Origin of the sequence: Sphaerisporangium siamense, assembly GCF_014205275.1 — a bacterium.
Taxonomy (GTDB): Bacteria; Actinomycetota; Actinomycetes; order Streptosporangiales; family Streptosporangiaceae; genus Sphaerisporangium; species Sphaerisporangium siamense.
On sequence record NZ_JACHND010000001.1, the window covers coordinates 4,044,502 to 4,059,057 of the forward strand.

The window sequence follows — 14,556 nt, forward strand, 5'->3', positions numbered from 1 at the left end:
GTTCGGGGGGAGGGGCATGGGGTTGGTCAGTGGCGGATGCATTGCCAGTTGGTGGCGATGGGGCGGGCGTTGGGGCGGTGGCAGACCAGGCTGAGCCAGCCGTGGGGGAGGCCGGTGGTGGCGAACTGGCCGGTTTCGGTGGGGAAACGGATCTTGCTGATGTGGGGGGTGCGGATCTCGACCCGGGTGCCTCTGGCGGGGGCGGGGTGTACCTGTCCGGCTAGGTCCAGGTATGAGTCACGGAACGTGATCTCGATGTCGATGGTCAGGTCGTCCGCGCCGAAGCGCAGCAGCCTCGGCTCCTCGTGCGCTCCGGCCCGCACGCCGGCCAATCCCGTCAGGCCTCTCATGCCAGTCATGCCGGTCAGATCCGTGCCCGGCTCGGTTGGCATGCAGTCTTCCACTGCCATGCCGTTCTCCGGTGGGGTGTCGGGTTCCGGTGGCTGGGGCGTTCCGGCTGGCGGGGGGGATAGGAGGTTTGCTCCGGATCGTGTTCCTGCCCATTGCGGTGCGCCGGGGCGCCGGTCTGTTCTGGGGAGTGGGCCCGCGGGGGCGCGGGAGAGGGTGATGGGGCCGGCGAGGATGGCGCCGGGGAGGCGTAGGGCGTAGGCCGCCCGTGCGTCGGCGCTCACTCGTTCCGGTATCGGGTCGACTCCGGCCGCGATCCTGAGGGCCGCCAGAAGATACTCGTCGGGTTCGCTCACCGTTCCTCCTCGCCGTTCGCCGTTGTGTCTCTCACGTTCGCCGTGCCGCCTCGCCGTTCGCCCTTCCAGTCCCACCGTCCGCTGCGCGCGTCAGCGGCCGTCCTCGCCCAGAAGGGTGCGGACGCGTCTCAGGCAGCGGAGGCGGGTGGGGCCGACGCTGCCGATGGGCATGTCCATGCGGTGCGCCAGCTGGGCGTAGGTGACCTCGGGGACGGTGACGATCAGGCGGAGCAACGTGCGGCACGGTTCGCCGAGCGTGCCGATCGCGGCCCAGAGCCGGCGCCCGTCGTCGTCGCTGAGCATGCGCGCCACCGGGTCGCCGTCGGTGGCGGGGACGTCGGGCACCAGGCCGGTGAGCTGGTGCCCCGCCCGTTTGCGGCGGATGCGCCCGGCCTCGTGCCGGGTGGTGGTGACGAGCCAGGCGCCGATGCGCTCGGGATCGCGGATCGTGTCCAGTTTCTCCACCAGGCGCAGCCAGGCCGCCTGGACGGCGTCGGCGGCGTCGGCCGTGTCGAGGCCGCAGGCGCGGGCGACGGCCCACATGCGGAACCCGAAGCGGTCGACGAGGCCGCGCCAGGCGGTCTCGTCGAGGAGGTCGAGGTCGTGAGACATGTGACGACCTTGTGTAGTCGTATGGATACTCTTGGTGAGAACCTTAGCGATCCGTGGGGACGAACACCCCGAGATCGGGGAATCGCCGGCCGCGCCCCGGGTCGAGGACGTGCGCGGCGGCCTCGGCGGGGGGCATGTGGCGCGCGGCGGCGGCGATGGCCCCGGCGACGAGCGCGGCCGAGAAGGACGTGCCGCTCCAGCTCGCGTAGCTCCTGAACGGCGCGAAGTCGACGAAGCTGCTGGTCAGGTCTTCGCCGCGCGCGCAGGCGTCCACCCAGGGGCCGTGCGCGGAGAACGGGGCCCGCCGGGCCTCGGCGGCGTCGAGGGCGGCCACGGCGACGACCCGGCGCAGGGCGGCGGGCCAGAACGGCCGGGAGGAGGCCGTGTTGCCGGCGCAGGCCACGATCACGGTGCCGGTGAACCGGCCGAGCGCGCGTTCCAGCAGCGGGGAGGGCCGGTCGTCGTAGGTGAAGCAGCCGAAGGACAGCAGCAGGACGTCCACGCGGGCGCCGCGCAGCCGTCCGAGCGCGTGCAGCACCCCGGCCTCGTCGCCGACGCCGTCGCTGTCGAGCACCCGTGCCACGCGCAGCCGTACGCCCGGGGCCTGCCCGAGCAGCAGCCCGGCGATGAACGTGCCGTGCCCGGCCTGGCGGTCCAGGCGGCCGTCGCCGTCGGCGTCCAGGACCTCCGCGGGCTGGCCCTCGAACCAGTCGCGTCCCTGGAACCACGGGTGCGGGGCCAGGCCGGTGTCCAGCAGGCCGACCGTGACCCGGGACGGCTCCCCGGGCTCGTACGCGGGCGCCGGGGCGGGACGGGGCACCCCGGTGGGACCGCCGAAAAAGAGGGGCTGCCCGGTGACGACGTGGTTGGGGGCGACCTCGTGCCCGGGCCGGGTGAGGGTGGCGGCGAGCTCGCACGGGTCCGCGCCCGGCTCCAGGCGCAGCACGAAGACGCCGTCGTGATATTCGACACTTTGCGTCCAGCGCGCGGCGGCCGTGGGGGAGCGGCTCAGCAGGACTCCAGGGCGGATCAGGGCGCTTCGCCCGGGTGTGTGCTCTACGGTCTGCGCATCCATGACCACTCCTCATCACAAAGGTAGCCACGGAGTGTACCTTTACCAATGCGTAGAGTAAGCAGGCGTGATTAGGTATGACCCGGCTCTGGTGCCCCGCCACGACGGACGGTAGTCTCTCCCTCAGTCGCTTGTGATCATCCCAGTACGAGGACGTTGGGGAAGGCGCACCTCGTACGAAACGGGAGGTCCGGTGTCTGCTCGTGGCGTGCTGTACGTCCACTCGGCTCAGCCCGCGCTGTGCCCGCATATCGAATGGGCGGTCGCGGGTGTCCTTGGCATACCCGTCGACCTGTCGTGGACCCCTCAGCCGGCCCAGCCCGGCACGGTGCGGACCCAGGCCGAGTGGGAGGGGCGCCCCGGCACGGCCGCGGCCATCACCTCGTCGCTCATGGGCTGGCAGCGCATCCGTTTCGAGATCACCGAGGACGCCTCTCCGGGCGTGGACGGCTCCCGCAACGCCTACACGCCGACGCTGGGCGCCTTCACCGCGGTGGTCGGCGTGAACGGCGACATCCTGGTCCCCGAGGACCGTCTGCGCAACGTCATGCTCATGGCCGCGCAGGGCCGCGCCGTGCTTGAGGAGGAGCTGGACAAGCTGCTCGGCAAGCAGTGGGACGAGGAACTGGAGCCGTTCCGCTACGCCGGCGACGGCGCCCCCGTCCGCTGGCTGCACGCTGCCGTCTGACGCTTCTCCCTGCTTCTCCCAGTTCCTCCCCGAGCGGGCACACGTCCTCCGCCCCCGACCGGCGCGCGACCTCTTCCCTCTCGCCGGCCCCCGGGGGTCTCGCCGTCCCTGCCCCCCGCGCCTCGGTAGCGTGGTCGGCGGCGAAAGGGAGTGATCATGGCCACCGAACGTCCCACCCCGCCTCTGATCGCGGACGAGCGCGAGATGCTGCGGGGGTATCTGGACTTCCACCGCGCGACCCTCGCGATGAAATGCGAGGGCCTGTCCGACGAGGAGCTGCGCCGCCGGTCGGTGCCGACCTCGACGCTGACGCTGCTCGGCCTGGTCCGTCACATGGCCGAGGTGGAGCGCGTCTGGTTCCGCCGGGTGATCAACGCCGAGGACGTCCCACGGGTGTGGTCGTCCGACGGCGACTTCCAGGCGGCCTTCGACGTGACCGGCGCCACACGGGCCGAGGCGTTCCCGGCCTGGCAGGCGGAGGTGGAGCACGCCCGCCGTATCGAGGAGAGCGCCGAGTCCCTCGACGTGACGGGGCACTTCGCCCGGTGGGGCGAGGACGTGTCGCTGCGCATGGTCATGCTCCACCTGATCCACGAGTACGCCCGCCACAACGGCCACGCCGACCTCCTCCGCGAGGCCGTCGACGGCACCGTGGGGGCCTGACCGCGAACGCGGCCGGTCGTTGCGCGCGGAGCGCCGAACGCCGTGCGCCCGATCAGGCGGTCCGCACGCCGGGCAGCACGCGGACGGCCTCGCCGTACTCGTGCTGATCGGCGGCGAGTGGCGCTCCGCCGCCACGGCCTTCGACGTGGTGGACCCGGCGACGCTACAGGTGGTCGGGCGGGCGGCCGACGGCGGCGCGGACGACGCCCTCGCGGCGCTCACCGCGGCCTGCGCCGCATTCGAGACCTGGCGCCACGTGCCCGCCGAGGAACGCGCGGCCCTGCTGCGCACGGCCGCCGACCGGGTGCGCGCCGAGGCCGACCGGCTCGCCGCCGTCCTCACCGGCGAGAACGGCAAGCCGCTCGCCGAGGCGCGCGGCGAGGTCCTCGGCAGCGCGCGCATGCTGGAGTGGGCCGCCGAGGAGGGACGCCGCGCGTACGGCAGGGTGACCCCGCCGGGCGCCGCGGGCCCCGGCCTGGTGCTGCGCCAGCCCGTGGGGCCGACTCTGGCGATCAGCCCGTGGAACTTCCCGGCCAGCATGCTCGTCCGCAAGGTGGCGCTGGCCCTCGCCGCCGGCTGCGCCGTCATCGTCAAACCCGCCGAGCAGACCCCGCTGATCGGGACCGAGCTCGTCCGGATCATCGCCGGCGCCGGCCTGCCGTCCGGCGCCCTCCAGTCGATCACGACGAGCCGGCCCGCCGGGGTGGCCGGGGCGCTGCTCGCCGACCCGCGGCTGCGCGAGGTCAGCTTCACCGGCTCCACCGAGGTCGGCCTCGGCCTGCTCCGCGCGACGCGGGACCACCTGCGCCGGACGTCCCTCGAACTCGGCGGCCACTCGCCGGCCATCGTGTTCGACGACGCCGACCTACCCTCCGCCGCGGCGGCCGTCGTCGCCCACCAAGTTCGCCAACGCCGGCCAGAGCTGCGTCTCGATCAACCGGCTGTTCGTGCAGAGAGCCGCGCACGAGGAGTTCCTCGCGCTGATCCTCGACCGGGTGGCGGCGCTGCGCGTCGGCCACGGGGCCGCCGACGGCACCACGATCGGCCCGCTCATCGACTTCGCCGGGCTCGACAAGGTCGAACGGCACGTCGCCGACGCCGTCAAGCGCGGCGCCACGGTCGCCGCCGGCGGAGGCCGCTGGACGCCCGCCGACGACACGCTGACCGGCGCGTTCTACGAGCCCACCGTGCTCACCGGGGTCGACGACGGCATGCGGGTCAGCACCGAGGAGACGTTCGGCCCCGTGCTGCCCGTCTACGTCTTCGACGAGGAGGACGAGGTCGTCGCCCGCGCCAACGCCACCGACTACGGCCTGGCCGCGTACGTCTACTCCACCCGCCTGGACCGGGTGTGGCGGACGGCCGACCGGCTGAACTTCGGCGTCATCGGCGTCAACGAGCCCTTCCCCGTGCGTCCCGAGCTCCCCTTCGGCGGGATGAAGAACAGCGGCCAGGAACGCGAGGGCGGCACCGAGGGCATCGACGCCTACCTGGAGACCAAGTCCGTCTCGGTGAGACTGTGACGAAGGCCGCCATCCGCGAACCCCGGCGTCGGAACCCTGCCCGCCGCCGGGGCCTGGGCGCCGCCGTCACCCTCCTGATCGCGGACCAGCCGGCCCGCTCGTAGCCCCGGGGGTCGCCGGGCTTGGGATCACCCGCGGGAGGGCGGGCATCGATCTGGCGGCCAGCACCGTGAGCGTGACGGCGCAGCACAGGAGCGCGGCGACCTGGCCGGCGGTCACGGCGAGCATGGTCCGGCTGATCGGATCGATGGCGCCGGTGGTCAGGTAGGAGGCGCGGCAGAGCGTCACGGGGATGATGAGGATCACCAGCGCCAGCGGCAGGGAGGCGGTGCGTCCGCCAGGGAACCGCAGACGCGTCCAGAAACAGGCGATGCTCGCGGCCAGGAGCGCCGCGCAGGCCAGCCCCGACTCGCCCAGCCACGGCCAAGTCCACGACCACGCCGGCGAGACGGCCTCCGGCGCCCGCAGGGCCGAGACGGGCACATACACGATCGTGTGGAACAGCACGCCGGCGACGACGGGCAGGGCGGCCGTCCGCCAGGGACGGCGTGTTCGTGGCGCGTCGCGATGGAATCCCGTCAGCAGCGCCAGCACGGGCACCACCACCAGAACGGTGTGCGGCACCAGCGATCGGTCGCCGTCCCACAGTACGGCCCCGGTCTCGACGATGGGGGCGTACGACAGTGCCAGTGCGAGCAGGGCCGACAGCTTCGCGGCCCGCGGGCGATCGCGGACGAGAAGGATGAAGGCCGCGATCCACATGAGGTAGGTCAGCGCATGCGCCATGTCCCACAGCCGCTGCGCGGATCCGGCGTCCCCGAGGCCGGACATGACGGTGCCCCTCAGAAGCTCCGTGAGCCAGGCGGAGCTCAGCGTCGCCTGGAAGGCCAGGCCCAGCGTGGCCACGAGGCGGACCGCCTCACCCCAGGCGAAGAACCTCGGCGCCGCGCCGACGCCGCCGAGGCCCACCCGGACCGAGAGGGCGAGGACGCTGGCGACCTCCGACCAGTGCGGCCGGGGGTTGTCCTCGTCGCGCGCGTCGCCCGCCCCCTCCAGGAACGCGCCGACCATCTCCGCCTCGCGTTCGGCGCGGTAGGAGGCGGGCAGCAGCCGGAGGATTCGCCGGTAGCGGTCTTCGAGAAGGCTCACGCCGTCCCTCCGGCGTACCGGGCGCGCAGCCGCCGGCGCGCGCTCTCGACGTTCCCCGCCAGCCGTGCGGCCTCCGCCTCCAGCGCGCGCGCCCCGGACTCGGTGAGCCGGTAGTAGCGGCGCAGCCGCCCCTGCTCCACCTCCTCGCGATCCAGCGCCACCAGCTCGTCGGCCGCAAGCCGGTCCAGCACCCCGTACAACGTGCCGATCTTCAGCCCGACCCGCCCGTCCGACAGCTTCTCCACCTCCTGCACGATGCCGTAGCCATGCCGCGGCGTGTCCACCAGCGCGGTGAGCACGAGGAACGCGGGTTCCGTCATCGTTCGGGTACTCATGACGCCCACCATATCTTGGAAGGAAAGATATTGTGAAGACAAGGCGTTGAGAGCGATGCCGTGGCGGGACCGGCGGATCAGGAGGGGGGGACGGGCGCGGGGTGGCGGAGGACACTGGCGCCGTGTCCAGCGTGTACAAGAGTTCGCGTGGTCGGCTCGCGGTGCGGCGGTGGTGTTCCGAGGCTCTGGCGCGGGCCGACTTCCCCCTCACGAATGTGACGGTGGACACCAGTGCGGGCGGGGTGGCGCTCGTGTCGGCCGGGCGGGGGGAGCCGCGGGTCGTCGTGGTGCCGGGCACAGGCTTCAACGCGGCGGTGGGGCTGCCGTGGCTGCGGACGCTGTCGGAGCGCTGGGCGACCACGGTGGTGGATCTGCCCGGTCAGCCCGGGCTCAGCGCTCCGTACCGGCCGCGGTGGGGCAGGTCGGCCTGGTACGGGCGGGTGCTGGACGAGATTCTGGCGGCCGCGGACCTGGACGGGGTCGTGCTGGTGGGCAACTCGCTCGGCGCGGCGGTGGCGCTGGCCGCCGGCTCACCCCGGATCGCGGCGCGGGCGCTCGTCTCTCCCGCCGGGTTCATCCGCCTCACGGTGGACCCGGCCATGGCGCTGGCTTCCACCATGTGGCTGCTGCGTCCCACGGCCGGACACACCCGCCGCATGCTCGGGATGTTCGTCGCCCCCGGCGAGGACCCGCCCGAGACCGAAGTGGAATGGATGACCCTCATGGCGGCGAGCTGCCGCACGACCCTGGCTCCGCCGCCCCTGCCCGCCGAACTGCGGACCCGCCGCGCCGACCGGCCCTGCGTGGTCGGCGTGGGCGAGTACGACCGCTTCCTTCCACCCCGCCGCCTGGCCCCGGCCCTGCGCCGCACCATGAACCTCGACCTGCGGATCCTCCCCGGCATGGGCCACCTGACGACTCCGGCTCATCTCGGCGACGTGGTGTCACTGGTGGCCGAGGTCGCCGACCGGCCCACCGGCTGAGCGGCATCACGGGTCGACGGCGCCGCGACGGTCAGTGCGTACCGGAACGCCCCGCGGCCGAAGGCGGCGCGCGGGGCGTCGGGGTGGTTCGGTCAGAGGGGGATGTTGCCGTGGGCGCCGCGGGCGGGGGTGGCCTGGGCGAGGGTCTTGGCGAGGGCGGTGCGGGTTTCCTCCGGCTTGATGACCTCGTCGACCACGCCGATCTGGATCGCGCGCTCCAGGCCGCCGGAGAGCTTCTCGTGCTCCTCGGCCAGCCGCGACTCCAGCGCCGAGCGCTCCTCCTCCGGCGCGGCGGCGATCTCGCGGCGCTTGAGCACCCGGACGGCGGCCAGCGAGCCCATGACCGAGATCTCGGCGGTCGGCCAGGCGAAGACCCTGGTGGCGCCGAGCGCGCGGGAGTTCATCGCGATGTACGCGCCGCCGTAGGACTTCCGGGTGATGAGGGTGACGCGCGGCACCGAGGCCTCGGCGAAGGCGTGCAGCAGCTTGGCGCCGCGGCGCACCACGCCGTCGTGCTCCTGGCCGACGCCGGGCAGGTAGCCGGGGACGTCCACGAGGACGACCAGCGGAACGCCGAAGGAGTCGCACATGCGGACGAAGCGCGCGGCCTTCTCGGCGGACACCGAGTCGAGGCAGCCGGCCAGCCGCATCGGGTTGTTGGCGATGACGCCGACCGTGCGGCCGCCGAGACGGCCCAGCGTGGTCACGATGTTGGGCGCCCACTTGGGGTGCAGCTCGACTCCGGGCTCGTCCAGCAGGCCGTTGACCAGCGGGTGCACCGAGTACGCCCGGCGGGCCTCCTCGGGCAGCAGGCCGGAGAAGTCGACGTCCTCGACCGCGTCGAGGCGCAGGCGTCCCTGGTGGCCGAGCAGGACGGCGAGGCGGCGGGCCTGCAGTACGGCCTCGGTGTCGGTCTTGGTGACGACGTGGACGACGCCGCTGCGCTTGCTGTGCGGCTCGGGGCCGCCGAGCCCCGCCATGTCGATCTGCTCGCCGGTGACGCTGCGGACGACGTCGGGGCCGGTGACGAAGATGCGGCCCTCGTTGGAGAGGATCACCAGGTCGGTGAGCGCGGGGCCGTACGCCGCGCCGCCGGCCGCGGGGCCGAGCACCACCGAGATCTGGGGGACGACGCCGGAGGCGCGGGTCATCGCCGCGAAGACGCGTCCGACGGCGTGCAGCGACTCGGCGCCCTCGGCGAGGCGGGCGCCGCCGGAGTGCCACAGCCCGATGATCGGCACGCGCTCGCGCACCGCGACGTCGTAGGCGTGGACGATGTGCTCGCAGCCCTCGCTGCCCATGGCGCCGCCCTGGAAGCGGGCGTCGCTGGCGAAGGCCACCACCGGCACGCCCTCGACGCGGCCCATGGCGGCGAGCGTGCCGCTGCGGTCCTCGGAAGTGATCAGGTGGAGGGAGCCCTCGTCGACCAGCGCCGAGAGGCGTATCAGCGGATCCCGGGGATCGGGTGGCCCCTGTTCGGAGGTACCGGTCACCACACCGTTGTCGAGTACGGTCACAGTCGCTCCAAATCAGATGCTGGTGAAGGCGACGGCGACGTTGTGGCCGCCGAACCCGAAGGAGTTGTTGATCGCCGCGATCTGGCCCTGGGGGAGCTCGCGCGGCTCGCCACGGACGATGTCCACCTCGACGCCGTCGTCGAGCTGGTCCAGGTTGACCGTGGGCGGCACCACGCGGTCGTACAGGGCCTTGATCGTGAAGACGGACTCGATGCCGCCGGCGCCGCCGAGGAGGTGGCCGGTCATCGACTTGGTGGCCGTCACGAGCGGGTGGTCGCCGATGATCTCCTGGATCGCGATGGTCTCGACGACGTCCCCGGCGGGGGTGGAGGTGGCGTGCGCGTTGACGTGCAGGATGTCCCGGCCGGTCAGGCCCGAGTCCTCCAGCACGCGCCGCGCGGCGCTTCTGATGCCGGCGCCGGTGGGCTCGGGCTGGGCGATGTGGTGGGCGTCGGCGGAGTAGCCGACGCCGGCGGCCACGGCGTAGACACGGGCGCCGCGCGCCAGGGCGTGCTCCTCGGACTCCAGCACGATGATGCCCGCGCCCTCGCCGAGCACGAACCCGTCGCGGTCCCTGTCCCAGGGACGGGAGGCGCGCCCGGGCTCGCCGTTGCGGGTGGACATCGCCCGCATGGCGGCGAAGGAGGCGATGTTGAGCGGGTGGATGGCGGCCTCGGTGCCGCCGGCCACCACGACGTCCGCGCGCCCCGACCTGATCATCTCCATGGCGTAGCCGATGGACTCGGCGCCGGTGGCACAGGCGCTGACGGTGGCGTGGACGCCCGCCGTCGCGCCGATGTCGATGCCGATCCACCCGGCCGAGCCGTTGGGCATCAGCATGGGGACGGTGAAGGGCGACAGGCGCTGCCAGCCCTTCTCCTTGAACAGGTCGTAGGCGTCGAGGATGGTGGTGATGCCGCCGATGCCGCTGCCGACGACCACGCCGAGGCGGTCGGGCGCGACCTTGGGAGTGCCGGCGTCCTTCCATGCCTGGCGCGCGGCGATCAGGGCGAACTGCTCGGCGCGGTCGAGTCGCCGGGACTCGGGCCTCGGCAGGACCTCGGTGGGTTCGACGGCGACCCTGGCGGCGAACTTCACCGGTACGGAGTCCACCCAGTCCTCGGTGAGGGGGGCGACGCCCGACTTCCCGGCGAGGAGCGCCGACCAGGTCGAGTCGACGTCTCCGCCGAGGGGCGTTGTCACGCCGAGCCCGGTGACAACGACGCGTACCCGGTCTGTGCTCACGATGCGCTCCCTGTTCTAGACGCGAAGCATGGTCCACGCGGCGGCGTGGCCGGTCGGGGGTCCCGGGGTCTCCGGGCGCCCGGCCGGATCAGTTCTGGATGAAGTTGACGACGTCCTTGACGTTCTTGAGGTGCTTGAGCTGGTCGTCGGGGATCTCGACGCCGAACTCGTCCTGGGCGGCGACGGCGATCTCGACCATGGAGAGGGAGTCGATGTCGAGGTCGTCGACGAAGCTCTTCTCCAGGGTGACCTCCGACTCCGGGATGCCGGTGATCTCGTTGATGATCTTGCCGAGGCCCGCGAGGATCTCCTGCTCGGTGGCTGCCATGTCGCGATTTCTCCTTGAATCGTGGGTTTTCCAACTATGTACGGTGAGCCGTGCGGGCCCCGTACAGGTTCAGGGGATCTCGACCACTTGGCCGGCGTAGGTCAAGCCGGCGCCGAAGCCGAGCAGCAGGGCGAGGTCGCCGGAGCGGAGCTCACCGCGCTCGGTCATGCGGCTCAGGGCGAGTGGGATGGAGGCCGCCGAGGTGTTGCCCGCGAGCACGATGTCCTTGGCGACCACGGCCTTGTCGGCGCCGAGCTTGCGGGCGATGGCCTCGATGATGCGCAGGTTGGCCTGATGGGGGACGAAGGCGGCCAGCTCCGAGGGGGCGACGCCCGCGCGGTCGCAGGCCTCCTTGGCGACCGGGGCCAGCGCGGTGGTGGCCCAGCGGAAGACCGTCTGGCCCTCCTGGTAGAGGTAGGAGTCGCGGGCCTTGACGGCGATCGCATCGGCCTTGTCGCCCGCGCTGCCCCAGACCACCGGGCCGATGCCCGGCGTCTCGGACGGCCCGACGACGGCCGCGCCCGCGCCGTCCGCGAAGATCACGCAGGTCGCCCTGTCGGTCCAGTCGACCCACTGGGAGAGCTTCTCGGTGCCGATGACCAGGACGTTCGTCGCCGAGCCCGCGCGCACGGCGTCCGCGGCGGCCGACAGGGCGTAGCAGAAGCCCGCGCAGGCGGCGTTGACGTCGAAGGCGCCGGGGGCGTGGATGCCGAGCCGGTGCGCCACCCGGGCGGCGGCGTTCGGGATCTGCGCCTCCAGCGTGCAGGTGGCGACGATGACCAGGTCGATCTCGCCGGCCGACAGCCCGCTGCCCGCCAGGGCCTTGCCGCCCGCCTGGACGGCGATGTCGACCTCGGACTCCTCGGGCCCGGCGATGCGGCGCTCCTTGATGCCCACGCGGCTCTGGATCCAGGCGTCGTTGGTGTCGATCGTCTTGGCGAGGTCGTCGTTGGTGACGACCCCGGACGGCTGGTAGCCGCCGAACGCGAGCACCTTGGCGCCAGGGGCGCCCCGCATGATCCTCACTGAGCGGTCTCCTTGCTGATCAGCGCGCGGGCGGCCGCGAGGTCGTCCGGGGTCTTCAAAGGGACGGTCGCGATGCCGCGCAGCGCCCGCTTCGCGAGGCCGGTCAGGGTGCCGCCGGGGAGCAGCTCGATCATGCCCGTGACGCCGAGGCCCTCCATGGTGGCCATGCAGCGGTCCCAGCGGACCGGGCGGCCGACCTGGTCGACGAGCCGGTCGACGAACTCGGCGCCGGTCGCCACGGCCGCGCCGTCGGCGTTGGACAGCAGGGTGACGCGCGGGTCCGCCGGGGTGATCGCGGCGGCCTCGGCGCGGAGGTGCTCGACGGCCGGGGTCATGTGGTGGGTGTGGAAGGCGCCCGCCACCGACAGCGGCCTGGCGCGGGCCGGAGGGTCGGCGGCCAGCGCGGCGAGCTGCTCCAGCGTGCCCGCGGCGACGATCTGGCCGGCGCCGTTGATGTTGGCGGGGGTGAGGCCGTGGCGCTCGATGGCGGCGAGGACCTCCTGCTCGTCCCCGCCCAGCAGGGCCGTCATGCCGGTCTCGGTGACCGACGCGGCCTTGGCCATGGCCCTGCCGCGCTCACGGACCAGCGCGAGCGCCTGCTCGGAGGTCAGCACGCCCGCGAGGGCGGCGGCGGTGAACTCGCCGACGCTGTGCCCGGCGACGACCACCGGGGGAAGCGGCGAGCCGTCCAGCAGGGCCTCGGCCGCGGCGAGCCCGGCGGCTACCAAGAGTGGCTGGGCGATCGCGGTGTCGCGGATCTCGTCGGCGTCCGCGGTGGTCCCGTACGAGATCAGATCGAGCCCCGCGATCTCGGACCACACGGCCAGGCGATCTCTCAGGCCGGGGATCTCCAGCCACGGGGAAAGGAATCCGGGCGATTGGGCACCTTGGCCGGGAGCGACGATGACGAGCACAAAATCCACCATGCCCTGTAGGAGTTCACCACACTGCTAATGATCCGTACGAACTTTGTCGGGGGGTCTTTGTAGGAAACCTCCAGGCAAGGTTTCCGGCCGGTTACAGAACCTGGTCACGTCACAACGGTTCGCGACAACCGGCCGAGGATCAACCCGACCTGCAGGGTGAAGGCGGACCGCCCCTCGGTCGGCTGGTAGCCCGTCAGTTCTGTGATTTTCTTCAGACGGTAACGCACGGTGTTCGGATGGACGAACAACAGACGGGCCGTGGCTTCCAAAGATGTCCCCTGCTCCAGGTAGGTCGCCAGGGTGTCGAGCAGGGGAGTGCCCTCCAGGGGCTTGTAGACGTTCTCGATGAGCTGCGCCCTGGCGTCGTCGTCGCCGTCGATGGCCCGCTCGGCCAGCAGGTCCTCGGCCAGGACCGGGCGGGGCGCGTCCGGCCAGCCCGCCGCGGCCCGCAGGCCCGCCGTGGCCGCGCGGGCGGAGCGCGCGGCGGCGTGCAGGTCGGGCACCTCGGGGCCGATCACCACGGGGCCCGCGCCGAAGCGGGGCACGACGTGCCGGGCGGCGTCCTTGATGCTGTCCGCGCCGCCGACGATGACGATCAGCCGGTCGCCCTGCACGCCGGCCAGCAGGTCCTGCCCGAGGCGCCGCCCCTTGTCGCGCATGCCGTCGATGACGGTCTGGGGATCGGCGTCGGGGGCGTACCCGGCGAGCACGACGACGGGGGAGGACGTCCACCCGAGGGCGGCGGCCCAGGAGTGCAGCCCGTCGTCCACCTCTCCGCGCACGAGCGCGTCGACGATCAGCGCCTCCAGGCGGGCGTCCCACGCGCCCCGCACCTCGGCCTCGCGGGCGTACACCTGCGCGGCGGCGAACGCCACGTCGCGGGTGTAGCGCAGCATCGCGTTGCGCAGCTGCTCCTCGCCGCCGGGCGCGGCCAGGTCGCCGACCTCGGCCTCCACGACCTCCACGACGACGCGCACCAGGTCGACGGTCTGCTGCAGGGACACCGAGCGTTTCAGCTCGCGCGGCGCGGTGCCGAAGATCTCGATGCTGGGGGCGGGCCTGCCCCCGCCCGCGTTCTGGAACCACTCGACGAAGGCGGCGATGCCGGCCTGGGCCACCAGGCCGACCCAGGAGCGGTCCTCCGCCGACAGGGCGCGGTACCAGGGCAGACGGTCGTCCATCCGGGCCATGGCCGCGGTGCCGAGACTGCCCATCGCGCGTTCGAGCCGTCGTGCGGTGTCCTCGCGTACCCGGTCGTTCACACCCCTAGGGTGCCAGGTGGGACGGAGTGCGGGCGCATCATGGGCCGCCGTGTGTGCGGTATATCACCGCCCCTAGATCACCGCGACGGCCGTGATCAGCCCGATCGCGAGGTGGGTGACGGCCAGCAGGACGGCGCCGGGCTGCAGCTTGGGCTGGCGGGTCAGCTCGCGTACCGAGATGCCCGCGACCCGGTCGAACACCACCATGCCGAGGGTCTGGACGGCGATGCCGACCAGGCCGAACACCAGCGTGGCGAGCAACCCTTCCTGCAGCACGCCGCCCGAGGACCAGATGGAGGCGGCGACGATGAGCCCAACGGCGGCCAGCCCGGAGGCGGCGAGCAGCGCGGCGTTCGGGTTGCGGTCCTGCTGGATCAGCTTGCCCAGCTTGCCCGGCGTCGCCATGTCGATCACGTAGAAGCCGGCGATCAGCAGCAGGACGCCGAGCACGGCGTAGGCGAGGATGGCCAGGGCCCCTCGTCCGAGCGCCTCCGCGAGCGGCGCGGCGAGCGCGATGGTCATA

Annotated in this window: 15 protein-coding genes and 2 pseudogenes; 5 read left to right on the forward strand and 12 right to left on the reverse strand. The window is 72.8% G+C overall.

Going from position 1 to position 14,556, the window contains the following annotated elements:
* Window positions 1–26: 26 nt before the first annotated feature.
* The 3 genes from BJ982_RS18435 to BJ982_RS18445 all read right to left on the reverse strand — a co-directional run bounded on the left by BJ982_RS18435 (window position 27) and on the right by BJ982_RS18445 (window position 2,391).
* Window positions 27–359 carry a hypothetical protein gene (locus tag BJ982_RS18435; RefSeq protein WP_184881698.1) on the reverse strand — a complete coding sequence of 111 codons (333 nt, stop codon included), beginning with the start codon at window positions 357–359 and terminating at the stop codon, window positions 27–29.
* Between the two features lie 435 nt (window positions 360–794).
* On the reverse strand, window positions 795–1,316 hold the full coding sequence (locus BJ982_RS18440) for an RNA polymerase sigma factor (protein WP_184881700.1): 522 nt from the start codon (window positions 1,314–1,316) through the stop codon (window positions 795–797).
* Window positions 1,317–1,359: 43 nt separating this feature from the next.
* Window positions 1,360–2,391 carry a S8 family peptidase gene (locus BJ982_RS18445; RefSeq protein ID WP_184881702.1) on the reverse strand — a complete coding sequence of 344 codons (1,032 nt, stop codon included), beginning with the start codon at window positions 2,389–2,391 and terminating at the stop codon, window positions 1,360–1,362.
* Between the two features lie 190 nt (window positions 2,392–2,581).
* Here BJ982_RS18445 and BJ982_RS18450 point away from each other — a divergent pair, with 190 nt between their 5' ends.
* From BJ982_RS18450 to BJ982_RS38550, 4 genes and pseudogenes are all read left to right on the forward strand, one after another.
* Window positions 2,582–3,076: a DUF3145 domain-containing protein gene (locus BJ982_RS18450; RefSeq protein WP_184881704.1), complete on the forward strand. Its 495-nt coding sequence runs from the start codon at window positions 2,582–2,584 to the stop codon at window positions 3,074–3,076.
* Between the two features lie 156 nt (window positions 3,077–3,232).
* Window positions 3,233–3,739, forward strand: coding sequence for a DinB family protein (locus tag BJ982_RS18455; protein ID WP_184881706.1), 507 nt, complete (start codon window positions 3,233–3,235; stop codon window positions 3,737–3,739).
* 169 nt (window positions 3,740–3,908) lie between these two features.
* Window positions 3,909–4,577 (forward strand): annotated as a pseudogene (locus BJ982_RS40925) (aldehyde dehydrogenase family protein); the annotation flags it as partial.
* Between the two features lie 73 nt (window positions 4,578–4,650).
* Window positions 4,651–5,262: pseudogene (locus tag BJ982_RS38550) on the forward strand (aldehyde dehydrogenase family protein); the annotation flags it as partial.
* Window positions 5,263–5,328: 66 nt separating this feature from the next.
* On the opposite strand, the gene BJ982_RS18465 reads toward BJ982_RS38550, so the two are convergent.
* The gene (locus BJ982_RS18465; RefSeq protein ID WP_184881708.1) at window positions 5,329–6,411 is read right to left on the reverse strand and encodes a hypothetical protein; all 1,083 of its coding nucleotides are present in this window, start codon (window positions 6,409–6,411) and stop codon (window positions 5,329–5,331) included.
* The gene (locus BJ982_RS18470; RefSeq protein WP_239123299.1) at window positions 6,408–6,746 is read right to left on the reverse strand and encodes a PadR family transcriptional regulator; all 339 of its coding nucleotides are present in this window, start codon (window positions 6,744–6,746) and stop codon (window positions 6,408–6,410) included. The genes BJ982_RS18465 and BJ982_RS18470 overlap by 4 nt, the downstream gene beginning before the upstream one ends.
* Before the next feature lie 221 nt (window positions 6,747–6,967).
* On the opposite strand from BJ982_RS18470, the gene BJ982_RS18475 reads away from it, so the two are divergent.
* Window positions 6,968–7,729, forward strand: coding sequence for an alpha/beta fold hydrolase (locus BJ982_RS18475; protein WP_184881711.1), 762 nt, complete (start codon window positions 6,968–6,970; stop codon window positions 7,727–7,729).
* 92 nt (window positions 7,730–7,821) lie between these two features.
* Here the strand turns inward: BJ982_RS18475 and BJ982_RS18480 are convergent, their stop codons facing one another.
* The 7 genes from BJ982_RS18480 to BJ982_RS18510 all read right to left on the reverse strand — a co-directional run bounded on the left by BJ982_RS18480 (window position 7,822) and on the right by BJ982_RS18510 (window position 14,555).
* Window positions 7,822–9,246 (reverse strand): acyl-CoA carboxylase subunit beta, encoded by a 1,425-nt coding sequence (locus BJ982_RS18480; RefSeq protein WP_184881713.1) that lies wholly within the window; start codon window positions 9,244–9,246, stop codon window positions 7,822–7,824.
* A 12-nt stretch (window positions 9,247–9,258) separates the two neighbouring features.
* Window positions 9,259–10,491: a beta-ketoacyl-ACP synthase II gene (fabF, locus tag BJ982_RS18485; protein WP_184881715.1), complete on the reverse strand. Its 1,233-nt coding sequence runs from the start codon at window positions 10,489–10,491 to the stop codon at window positions 9,259–9,261.
* 88 nt (window positions 10,492–10,579) lie between these two features.
* The gene (locus BJ982_RS18490; protein ID WP_184616608.1) at window positions 10,580–10,819 is read right to left on the reverse strand and encodes an acyl carrier protein; all 240 of its coding nucleotides are present in this window, start codon (window positions 10,817–10,819) and stop codon (window positions 10,580–10,582) included.
* A 69-nt stretch (window positions 10,820–10,888) separates the two neighbouring features.
* Window positions 10,889–11,836, reverse strand: a complete 948-nt coding sequence (locus BJ982_RS18495; protein ID WP_184889026.1) for a beta-ketoacyl-ACP synthase III — start codon at window positions 11,834–11,836, stop codon at window positions 10,889–10,891.
* Between the two features lie 5 nt (window positions 11,837–11,841).
* Window positions 11,842–12,759: an ACP S-malonyltransferase gene (locus BJ982_RS18500; protein WP_184881717.1), complete on the reverse strand. Its 918-nt coding sequence runs from the start codon at window positions 12,757–12,759 to the stop codon at window positions 11,842–11,844.
* Window positions 12,760–12,875: 116 nt separating this feature from the next.
* Window positions 12,876–13,985, reverse strand: coding sequence for a PucR family transcriptional regulator (locus BJ982_RS18505; protein WP_184889028.1), 1,110 nt, complete (start codon window positions 13,983–13,985; stop codon window positions 12,876–12,878).
* Between the two features lie 120 nt (window positions 13,986–14,105).
* A complete protein-coding gene (locus tag BJ982_RS18510) occupies window positions 14,106–14,555 on the reverse strand; it encodes a DUF350 domain-containing protein (protein WP_184881719.1) in 450 nt (149 codons plus the stop codon).
* Window position 14,556 lies beyond the last annotated feature (1 nt).

Excerpts from the sequence above, each read along its gene's own strand:
- BJ982_RS18435 (WP_184881698.1), bottom strand. The coding sequence starts at position 359 with ATGACTGGCATGAGAGGCCTGACGGGATTGGCCGGCGTGCGGGCCGGA.
- BJ982_RS18440 (WP_184881700.1), bottom strand. The coding sequence starts at position 1,316 with ATGTCTCACGACCTCGACCTCCTCGACGAGACCGCCTGGCGCGGCCTC.
- BJ982_RS18445 (WP_184881702.1), bottom strand. The coding sequence starts at position 2,391 with ATGGATGCGCAGACCGTAGAGCACACACCCGGGCGAAGCGCCCTGATC.
- BJ982_RS18455 (WP_184881706.1), top strand. The coding sequence starts at position 3,233 with ATGGCCACCGAACGTCCCACCCCGCCTCTGATCGCGGACGAGCGCGAG.
- BJ982_RS18470 (WP_239123299.1), bottom strand. The coding sequence starts at position 6,746 with ATGAGTACCCGAACGATGACGGAACCCGCGTTCCTCGTGCTCACCGCG.
- BJ982_RS18490 (WP_184616608.1), bottom strand. The coding sequence starts at position 10,819 with ATGGCAGCCACCGAGCAGGAGATCCTCGCGGGCCTCGGCAAGATCATC.
- BJ982_RS18495 (WP_184889026.1), bottom strand. The coding sequence starts at position 11,836 with ATGCGGGGCGCCCCTGGCGCCAAGGTGCTCGCGTTCGGCGGCTACCAG.
- BJ982_RS18505 (WP_184889028.1), bottom strand. The coding sequence starts at position 13,985 with ATGGGCAGTCTCGGCACCGCGGCCATGGCCCGGATGGACGACCGTCTG.
- BJ982_RS18510 (WP_184881719.1), bottom strand. The coding sequence starts at position 14,555 with ATGACCATCGCGCTCGCCGCGCCGCTCGCGGAGGCGCTCGGACGAGGG.